Genomic DNA, 5,522 nt, shown 5'->3' on the forward strand with positions numbered 1-5,522 from the left:
TATTGAGAACGTCGCCCGCTTCCAGCGAGCCGCGACGCGCCTGACCGATGCCGAAGCGAAGGTGGTCGAACTCGATCGAACTGTGCGCATCGGAAGCGATGCTCACCAGCACGCCCTCGTCCTTCGCCATGCGGCAGGCGACATCGTTCAGGTCGAGCCTGGCGGGCTGCGCGTTGAGCTCCAGGAAGCAGCCGCGCTCGCGCGCCTTGCGGACCACGCGCGTGAGATCGAAGTCGCAGCCGGGCCGTTCGTCGATCAGGCGCGCGCTTGGGTGGGCAAGGATACTGAAACACGGATGGTCCATGGCGCGCAGCAGCCGGTCGGTCTGCTTGTCGCGCGGCAGGTCGAAGCGATGGTGGATGGCACCGACGACCAGGTCGAGCCTGCCGTCCTCGAGGATGTCCACTTCGATACCCGTCAGCAGCACGATGCCATGGAGCCGGGCATTGAGTTCGTCGATCCGGTCGATCTGTTGCGCGAGCCGTCCGGCATCGAGGCCGTGGGCCAGCGCGAGCCGCGGCGAATGATCGGTGATCGCCAGGTACTGGAGCCCGCGCGCCTGGGCAGCGGCGGCCATCGCTTCGAGGCTCTCGCGACCGTCGCTCTCACGTGTATGCGCGTGCAGATCGCCGCGCAGGTCGCTGCGTTGCACGAGCGCAGGGAGGCTGTGCGACAGCGCCGCGTCGATCTCGCCGCGCTGCTCGCGCAGCTCGGGTTCGATGAAGGGCAGGCCAAGGGCGCGATACACGGAAGCTTCCGTCTCGCCCGCAATGCGCCGGTCGCCTCGGAATACGCCGTACTCGTTGAGCTTCAGCCCTGCCTCGCGTGCGCGCTGCCGCAGCGCGATGTTGTGGGTCTTCGAGCCGGTGAAGTAGAGCAGCGCCGCGCCGAAGCTCTCGCGTGGCACCGCGCGCAGGTCCACCTGCAGCCCGCTGGCCAGCACGATGCTGGCTCGGGTGTGTCCCTTGATGAGCATGCGCCGCCCCGTCCGCGGTCGACACGAAGCGGTCCATGACCGGGCTGTCGCGCTCGACGGCCGCCACCATGTCGAGATCGCCCACCGTATCGCGCTGCCGGCGCAAGCTGCCCGCAACCTCGACCTGCAGCACCCCCGGCACCGAAGCCAGTTCAGCGCGCGGCGCTTCGCCCACCTGGGTGGCCACTGAGAGTTTGTAGCGCCGTGCTGCCTTGAGGCGAATCGCGGTGGCCTCGAGGATCGCCTGCTGCGTCTTCGGGCCGATCCCCTGCACGCTGCGCAGGTGACCTGCTTCGGCGGCCCGATGCAGGTCCTGCAATGTCCGGAGACCGAGTGCCTGGTGCAACGCGCGTGCGCGCTTGGCGCCGATCCCCGGGATCTTCAGCAGCTCGGTGACGGCCGGCGGCAACTGAGTGCGCAACTGGTCCAGCAGTGCGCAATGCCCGGTACGAACGACCTCGCTGATCTTGCTCGCAAGATCGGGACCGACGCCCGGCAGTGCATCGAGGTCCGCACCGCGTTCGACCATCGACTTGATGTTCGTCCCGAGCTCACCCAGAATGTGTGCCGCATTGCGGTACGCGCGCACGCGGAAGGTGTTGGCTCCTTGCACCTCGAGCAGATCGGCGATCTCCTCGAAGGCCGCAGCGACGTCGGCATTGACGAGCGGCATGTGCAGTCCCGGCGACGAGTGGCGCCGGACCGGTCAATGCGGCGCCTGGACGGAGCTCCAGCCGGCGGTGCCCGTCGCGGGGAAGCGCAAGGGCAGGGGCTTCTGCGGCGGTGGGGCGGTGTTCGTTTCGGCCAGTTCCCTCTGGATGCCGCTGCGGATCACCCTCGCCAGGCCGGCGAGTTCCTTGGCGCATTCGTCCATCAGGTCGTCCAGCGAGACGATGCCGGTGACATGCTTGGCACTGTCGATCACCAGCGCGCGCCTGACGCCATGGGATTCCATCACGACGATGGCGGCGGAGACGTCGGCCTCCTCGGGCACGCTCGCGAGCTTGTCGCTGGCCAACTCGCCGACCTGGATGCCGTTGGCATTCAGGCCGCGCGCCAGGACATCGACCACCAGGTCGCGGTCGGTGACGATGCCGGTCACGCAGTCGCCCTCGGGCGTTTGGCTGGTGACGATCAGCGCGCCGACATGCTGATCGCGCATCATGTGGCCTTCAATCGATGGGATGAAGGTGCTTGACGAACCATGCGCCGGCCAGCTCGGCGACGACCTCCAGGGCGCCTGCCTCCTCGAAGAGATGCGTGGCGCGCGGCACGACCTCGAGACGCTTTTCGCAGCGCAGACGCCCGAGGGCCTCGCGATTTATCGCCAGAACCTCGGTGTCCGACCCGCCCACGATGAGCAGGGTCGGCGCGAGAACCGCGTCCAGGGATTCACCGGCGAGATCGGGACGCCCACCGCGCGAGACGACGGCTTGCACGACCTCCGGGCGCCGCGCCGCTGCGACCAGCGCGGCGCCCGCACCCGTGCTCGCACCGAACAGGCCGATCGGACGGCCGTGGGAGGACAGGGCATCGAGGGCGTCCATCACCCGTTGCGCAAGCAAGGGGATGTCGAACACGTTGACGCGGTTGTCGGCCTCGTCGGAGGTGAGCAGGTCGAACAGCAGGGTGCTCAGCCCCCTGCGTTGCAATGCGCGGGCTACATGTATGTTCCGGCGGCTGCGGCGACTGCTGCCGCTGCCGTGCGCGAAAACGACGATGCCGCGCGGCGGCTCCACCAGGCACAGTTCGCCTTCGAGCCTGTTCGGGCCGATCACCATACGCAATAGGTTCGGCATCAGGACTCCTCGGTCACAGGCCGAAGGGGTAGGTGTCCGGCAGCCCCTCGATCGTCTCGGTTCCGAGCGGCGTGACAGCGCGGGTCTGGTCCAGCCAGATGTACTCGTCGAAWTGCCGGGKGAGTATGGCCTGGAAGTAGTGGCTCTGMAGCTCGGTCTCGGGCCGGTAGAGCACGCCGATGGCACGCTCCAGCCGTGGMTGCGACAAGCCTGCCACCACCTCCCCGGATGCCGGACCGCGCAGCGGCAGGATGAAGTTCGCGACCTTCGATTCATGGCAAAGGCGCTCGTAGCTTCCGGCCATCGAGGCGCGCACCGGCTTGACCTCCATCGGCCCGTCCCAGTCGGATGCCGCCGCAACGGTCCCGGTGTGCGTCCCGAATCCGATCAGGCAGGCGCCGGCGCCGAACTCGACCCGGCACAGCTGCCCGATGTTGTGCTCGCCGCGTCGGGACATCTCGGTGGCCCTCGCATCGCCGACGTGCGAGTTGTGCGCCCAGACGATGGCCTTGCTCCGCGGTCCGTGATAGTCCAGCAGTCTCTGCAGGGTCTCGAACATGTGGCTGTCGCGCAGGTTCCAGGAAGCGCGCGAGCCGTAGTACATCGAGCGGTAGTAGCGCTCCGCGTTGGCGACCAGGCGGGCGTTCTGCACGGCATCGAGAAAGCGCTCGCCGTCCTGTGCGGCATAGCGTTGCTCCTTGAGAAGCAGGTCGCCCAGCATCGCGACCACTTCGGGCTCGCAACTGAGATACCGGTCGTTCAGCGCCGCATGGCCGTAGCTGGCCGGGTCCGACTGCCAAGGCGTCAGGCATCCATAGCGTCGGCGGGCGATTCCCGCCGTGGGGGGATCGACGTCTTCCAGGTAGCCGACCACCGAATGGATCGAGTTGTAGAGACTGTAGAGGTCGAGGCCATGGAATGAGACCCTGTCGCCCTCGGCACGCCCGGCATTGCGAGCGCGAAGCCATTCGACAAAAGTGCGGACCTCGTGGTTGCGCCACATCCACGCCGGGAACCGGGCAAAGGCGGACCATCGCGAAGGGCGGTGACCGGTATGGCGCACGTAACGGTCGATGCGGGCCGCATCCGGCCAGTCGGCCTCGATGGCGATGAAGTCGAAGTGCTTGCGCAAGATCAGTTCGCGCGAAATGCGCTCGCGCATCCGATAGAACTCCGAGCTGCCGTGGGTCGCCTCGCCAAGCAACACGACCCGGGCTTCGCCGATGCGATCGACCAAGGGCGCCAGGTCCGCGGATTCAACCGTCTCGAACCGCTCACACGCGGCGGCGATGGTCCGCGCCAGGCGCGCGTCCGGCGATCCGACCGGGGGCTGCCTTTCCTCACGCGTCTGAATCCGCACGGCATCCACATCCAGCGGCGCGACCCTGACATCCGCGATGTCCTCGACCGCGTACTCGTCGGGGCCCGTGCGCGTCACGCGGATCAGCTCCCGAACCGCCGGATCGATGCCCGCCGATACAACCATGCGTCCACCTATCGCAAGCTGCGGCTTCAGCGCACCGACGAAGTCCGAACCGTCCGGATTCACGAAGATCGCATCGAAGGGCCCATGCTCCGGCAGACCCCGGTTGGCGTCGGCGTGCACGATCTGAACGTGGGGAGATCGCAGGCTGTGCAGGATGGCTGCCGCTTTCGCCGCCAATGCGGCGTTCGATTCGACGCTGTAGGCCCTTGTGGCAAGCCGGCAGAGCACGGCCGTCGCGTAACCCGATCCGGTGCCGATCTCAAGGACCTTCGCATGCTGCCGGAGCGACAGCGCCTCGGCCATCAGCGCGACGAGATAGGGTTGAGGGAGGGTTCGCTCCTCATCGATCTTCAGCGCTGCATCCTCGTAGGCGAACTCCTGCAGCGGCGCCGGCAGGAAGACCTCGCGAGGCACTGCGTGCATCGCCTCGAGCACGTCTCTGGCGCGCACGCCCCGGCCTGCAATCTGATCTTCCACCATGGCGACGCGAAGCCGCCCGAAGTCGATGTTCGACAAGATGTCTCCTGCTGCTTAGATCAGTTTGAACCCGGATTTCAAACGCTGATTTGCGCTGGCTCAAACGCCTGCCGCGTAGCACGGCGCCAGGAACGCGCAAGGGGGAGGGGCTTTACCCCTTGATGCAGGTCAAGGGGCCCGATGTTGCCATGCCTACGATGAAAGCATCCTTCAACCATCCACGAAAGGCCGATCCATGAACGATACGACGCAGAACCTCGGGGCGCCGGAGCAGGACGGCTCTTCAGCGACGATGAGCGAGACCCTTCAAAAGCTTCGTACGCTGCTCGACGACCTGCAGGGCAATGCGCTGCACAAGGCACGCGATGCGGCGCGAAGCACCGACCAGGTCGTGCACCATCACCCCTACAGCGCCATCGGCATCGCGGCGGCCGTGGGCCTCGTCATCGGCTTCCTCGCCACGCGACGCTGAGGCGTTGCTTTTCGCGTGTCGGACACTGCCGTCAGGCCGGCCGCGTCGGTCAGACCCGAGGTGACACCGGCGCGCTTGACGTCGGTGATCCAGGCGCTGTTGCATGAACTGCGCGGCGACGAGCCAGCGCCACCGAATCTGGACGATGACCTGCAGCGCATGCTTGGCATCGACAGCCTGGCGCGGATGGAACTGATGCTGCGGCTCGAGCAGGCGTTCGACGTGCGCATGCCCGAAGCCGCGATGGAGGCCGCGCAGACGCCGCGCGACCTGCTGCGCGCGCTGGCCGCCGCCCCGCCGCGCAGCAGCACC

7 protein-coding genes and 1 pseudogene are annotated in these 5,522 nt (G+C 67.2%); 3 read left to right on the forward strand and 5 right to left on the reverse strand.

Translation table 11 applies throughout. From position 1 onward, the window contains the following. Positions 1–976, reverse strand: a 976-nt coding sequence (locus AC1DY5_RS40140) for a PHP domain-containing protein (protein ID WP_478120023.1), incomplete at its 3' end; no start/stop codon positions are given. Between AC1DY5_RS40140 and AC1DY5_RS40145 the strand changes: the two genes are divergently transcribed. Further along, positions 975–1,166 (forward strand): hypothetical protein, encoded by a 192-nt coding sequence (locus tag AC1DY5_RS40145; protein ID WP_478120024.1) that lies wholly within the window; start codon positions 975–977, stop codon positions 1,164–1,166. The genes AC1DY5_RS40140 and AC1DY5_RS40145 overlap by 2 nt on opposite strands. Positions 1,167–1,265: 99 nt before the next feature. Here AC1DY5_RS40145 and AC1DY5_RS40150 read toward each other — a convergent pair. The 4 genes and pseudogenes from AC1DY5_RS40150 to AC1DY5_RS40165 form a co-directional block, all read right to left on the reverse strand. Then, positions 1,266–1,649: pseudogene (locus AC1DY5_RS40150) on the reverse strand (helix-hairpin-helix domain-containing protein); the annotation flags it as partial. A 33-nt stretch (positions 1,650–1,682) separates the two neighbouring features. Continuing rightward, positions 1,683–2,141 (reverse strand): CBS domain-containing protein, encoded by a 459-nt coding sequence (locus AC1DY5_RS40155; protein ID WP_478120018.1) that lies wholly within the window; start codon positions 2,139–2,141, stop codon positions 1,683–1,685. A 7-nt stretch (positions 2,142–2,148) separates the two neighbouring features. After that, on the reverse strand, positions 2,149–2,775 hold the full coding sequence (locus tag AC1DY5_RS40160) for a dienelactone hydrolase family protein (RefSeq protein WP_478120019.1): 627 nt from the start codon (positions 2,773–2,775) through the stop codon (positions 2,149–2,151). Between the two features lie 13 nt (positions 2,776–2,788). Continuing rightward, positions 2,789–4,777: an erythromycin esterase family protein gene (locus AC1DY5_RS40165; RefSeq protein ID WP_478120020.1), complete on the reverse strand. Its 1,989-nt coding sequence runs from the start codon at positions 4,775–4,777 to the stop codon at positions 2,789–2,791. 196 nt (positions 4,778–4,973) lie between these two features. Between AC1DY5_RS40165 and AC1DY5_RS40170 the strand changes: the two genes are divergently transcribed. Then, positions 4,974–5,210, forward strand: coding sequence for an ElaB/YgaM/YqjD family protein (locus AC1DY5_RS40170; protein WP_478120021.1), 237 nt, complete (start codon positions 4,974–4,976; stop codon positions 5,208–5,210). 15 nt (positions 5,211–5,225) lie between these two features. Continuing rightward, positions 5,226–5,522, forward strand: a 297-nt coding sequence (locus tag AC1DY5_RS40175; protein ID WP_478120022.1) for an acyl carrier protein, incomplete at its 3' end; no start/stop codon positions are given.

It is taken from the genome of Variovorax sp. P4_D9 (assembly GCF_056401695.1).